General features: G+C 63.0%; 4 protein-coding genes. 3 read left to right on the top strand and 1 reads right to left on the bottom strand.

Annotated features, from left to right (window positions below; genetic code table 11):
- Positions 1 to 685 (top strand): glycosyltransferase (locus ACEQXV_RS07570; protein WP_370268567.1); only part of this gene is annotated, 685 nt, incomplete at its 5' end.
- A 105-nt stretch (positions 686 to 790) separates the two neighbouring features.
- Here the strand turns inward: ACEQXV_RS07570 and ACEQXV_RS07565 are convergent.
- Positions 791 to 1,276, bottom strand: a complete 486-nt coding sequence (locus ACEQXV_RS07565) for a DUF3576 domain-containing protein (RefSeq protein ID WP_093449234.1) — start codon at positions 1,274 to 1,276, stop codon at positions 791 to 793.
- A 269-nt stretch (positions 1,277 to 1,545) separates the two neighbouring features.
- Between ACEQXV_RS07565 and ACEQXV_RS07560 the strand changes: the two genes are divergently transcribed.
- Entirely contained in the window at positions 1,546 to 2,412 is an 867-nt protein-coding gene (locus tag ACEQXV_RS07560) for a porin (RefSeq protein WP_093449236.1), read from the top strand.
- A 202-nt stretch (positions 2,413 to 2,614) separates the two neighbouring features.
- Positions 2,615 to 3,153 (top strand): YggS family pyridoxal phosphate-dependent enzyme (locus tag ACEQXV_RS07555; RefSeq protein WP_370268565.1); only part of this gene is annotated, 539 nt, incomplete at its 3' end.

The following is a 3,153-nucleotide window of genomic DNA, read 5'->3' as shown; positions in this document are numbered from 1 at the left end:
TGACGGGATCAACACCGACATGCTGCAGCGGCGCGACGACGTGCGGTTCGAGATCGAGGGTGGCCCGGTCCTGACCCGCGAAGACGAGGTCGTGACCTTCGTGAACCGCAACCTTGAACCCTATCGCGGCTATCACGTCTTTATGCGGGCGCTGCCGCGCCTGCTGCGCGAACGGCCCCATGCGCAGGTCGTCGTGGTCGGTGGTGACGGCGTGTCCTACGGGGCGCGGCCGCCCAAGGGGCAGACCTGGAAGCAGATCTATATAGACGAGGTGCGCGACCAGATCCCTGACGCCGACTGGGCGCGGGTGCATTTCCTGGGGCGCATTCCCTATGACCGCTTCGTGCGGCTGCTGCAGGTCGGGCGGGTGCACCTGTACCTGACCTATCCCTTCGTCCTGTCCTGGTCTCTGTTCGAATCGATGTCCTGCGAGGCGGCGATCGTCGCCTCGGCCACCGCCCCGGTGCAGGAGGCGCTGACCCATGACGCCACCGCGCGGCTGGTGGATTTCTTTGACGGCGACGCCCTGGTCGATCAGGCGATTGATCTGCTTGAGGACAGCGACGCCCGCGACAGACTGGGCCGTGCGGCGCGGGCGCATGTCCGTGACACCTATGATCTGCGGCGCCATTGCTTGCCACGGCAGCTGAAGTGGGTCAGCGATCTGGCGCAGATGTCTGTTTGATCCGGGGAGCGTCGCCGGACAGCCGCAGGGCAATTGACGTCACGACAAAGAAAAGCCCGGACGATCAGGTCCGGGCTTTCGAATTCCTTGGGGTTGCTGCGGCCGTTACAGTTTGCCGTCGGCCGTGCGCAGCTGGCGGGCGCGGGTCAGGATCGCATCTTCGACCGCGCGCTGGGTGCCGGCCGCCACCGGGCCGCTGCGGGTCATGATGGCCACGTTCAGAGACCGTGCGTCCAGAGCCGGGTCCTTGATATAGATCGTCGCGCGATAGGCACGGCCACCGCCGGGCGGGGTGCCATAGCCGGTCACGATCACGCCGGTGAAGGGGTCGATCGTCTGAACGGGCAGGAAATCAAGCACTTCCAGCGACGCATTCCAGAGATAGCGGTTGACCGCGACGCGGTCGCCCTTGTCGCGCTGCTGGCGCAGGGCGTCCCAGATCGTGGTCTGTTTACGGTCCAGGCGCTCAATCTCAAGCTGGTCGGCAACCTCGCGGGCCGAGCCGGGCGCGCCGCCCGTGAAGCCACCGAATCGACCGCAACTGGCGACGACCAGAACAGAGATCAGAAGAATGACGGCTTTGACGTTCATATCGGGGCCCCGCAATCGAAATCCTGAACACTCCTAAAGAAGGCCACGGGTCTGGGCAAGTTGTAATGGTTACAAAGCCATTAACACGCGCATCCTGCGCGTAAGGGCGGGGTGGGTGAAACGGACTGTGGCAATGCTGCACCATTTTTCGGTCGAGTCCGCAGGCCGCTTTGAGCAGACTTGCAAAGAGAGGGCGAAAAGAGCGAAACGTCTGCCATACCCAGACGGGAGACCGGGCTGGGCTGACTTGTGAAATCGAGGGAAAACCTATGAAAAAGATTCTCTTCGCGACGACCGCTCTCGTTGCCACCGCTGGCGTCGCAGCCGCAGACGTCTCCGTCTCGGGCCGCGCAGCTTTCGGTCTGCGTCACAACGGCGTGACCTCCACCACCGTTCTGACCAACAACTTCGACCTGTACTTCTCGGGCACCACCGAGACCGACGGCGGCGTTGCACTGTCGGCCACCTTCGAAATGGAAGGCCTGGGCAACACCGGCAACTACACCAAAGGCACCGCGGTCACCTCGACCACCGTGTTCTCGGCTTCCGCAGGCGGCCTGACCTTCTCGTACGGTAACACCGACGGCGCGTTCGACAAAGCAATGGTCGAAGTTCACCGCATCGCCGGCATCGGCTACGAACTCTGGGGCGGCACCTCCTTCATCGACAACAACGATGGCGGCCAGATCGCACGTATCGACTACGCAATGGGCGATTTCGCTGTTGCTCTGTCCTACGCAGGCTTCGACAAATCCACCGGCATCGGCGCCAAGTACTCCACCGACATGGGTTCCGCAAAGCTGACCCTGGGCGCTGGTTACGAATCGCAGACCGGCGACGACTACTGGGGTCTGTCGGCCAAAGCTGACTTCGGTGCATTCTCGGTTGCTGCTGGCTACGCAGACTCCAAGAACAACACCGTCTTCAACGGCACCTGGAACATCTCCGCTCAGTACTCCGCAAACGGCCTGACCGTTGGCGCGAACTACCTGGACTCCAAAACCGCCAACACCGACGGTTACACCGTGTTCGGTTCGTACAACCTGGGTGGCGGCGCATCGCTGTTCGCTCAGTACGGTGAGCGTGCCAACGGCACCACCAAAACCGGTTCGCTGGGTGTTGCATTCTCCTTCTAAGTTCTACGCTTAGAAAAGAATTCACGGATGGGCAGACCTTCGGGTCTGCCCATTTCCGTTTCGGGGCCGGGGTTTCCCCCCGCGTCTGACCAAAGGGCCTGTCGTGAATGCGGCGGGCCCTTGGTGGTTTTGGGGGGTGTCCGCCTGATCGGGGCCTGCTGACATCTGGACGCGGGCCGGTCTTCGTGACATCCCTTGGCCCATGTCACTGACCGAAATCACCACCCGCCTGACCAAAGCCGCCCAAGACGCCGGACGCGATCCGGCCAGTGTGACGCTGATTGCCGTGTCCAAGATGCAGCCGGACGAAAACGTCCGCGCCGTCCTGGAACAGGGTCACCGCGTCTTTGGCGAAAACCGCGTTCAGGAGGCGGCCGGGAAATGGCCCGGCTTCCGCGAGGATTTCGGCGATATCGACCTGCATATCATCGGCCCCTTGCAGACAAACAAGGCCCGTCAGGCGATGGAACTGGCCCAGGCGATCCATTCCGTCGATCGCCCCAAGCTGGCCACCACCCTTGCGCGGCTGGCGGATGAAATCGGGTCCTGCCCCGACCTGTTCATCCAGGTGAACACCGGGGAAGAGCCGCAGAAAGCCGGGATTCTGCCCGCCGACACGGATGCCTTCGTGAAAGAGGTCCGCGATCTGGGGCTGCCGCTGAAGGGGCTGATGTGCATTCCTCCGGTGGAGGAAACGCCTTCCCCCCACTTCGCGCTGCTGGCCAAGATGGCGGCGCGCAA

Source organism: Nioella sp. (genome assembly GCF_964229645.1).
Taxonomy (GTDB): domain Bacteria; phylum Pseudomonadota; class Alphaproteobacteria; order Rhodobacterales; family Rhodobacteraceae; genus Nioella.
This window is presented reverse-complemented; position numbering and strand designations above follow the sequence as displayed.

Excerpts from the sequence above, each read along its gene's own strand:
- ACEQXV_RS07565 (WP_093449234.1), bottom strand. The coding sequence starts at position 1,276 with ATGAACGTCAAAGCCGTCATTCTTCTGATCTCTGTTCTGGTCGTCGCC.
- ACEQXV_RS07560 (WP_093449236.1), top strand. The coding sequence starts at position 1,546 with ATGAAAAAGATTCTCTTCGCGACGACCGCTCTCGTTGCCACCGCTGGC.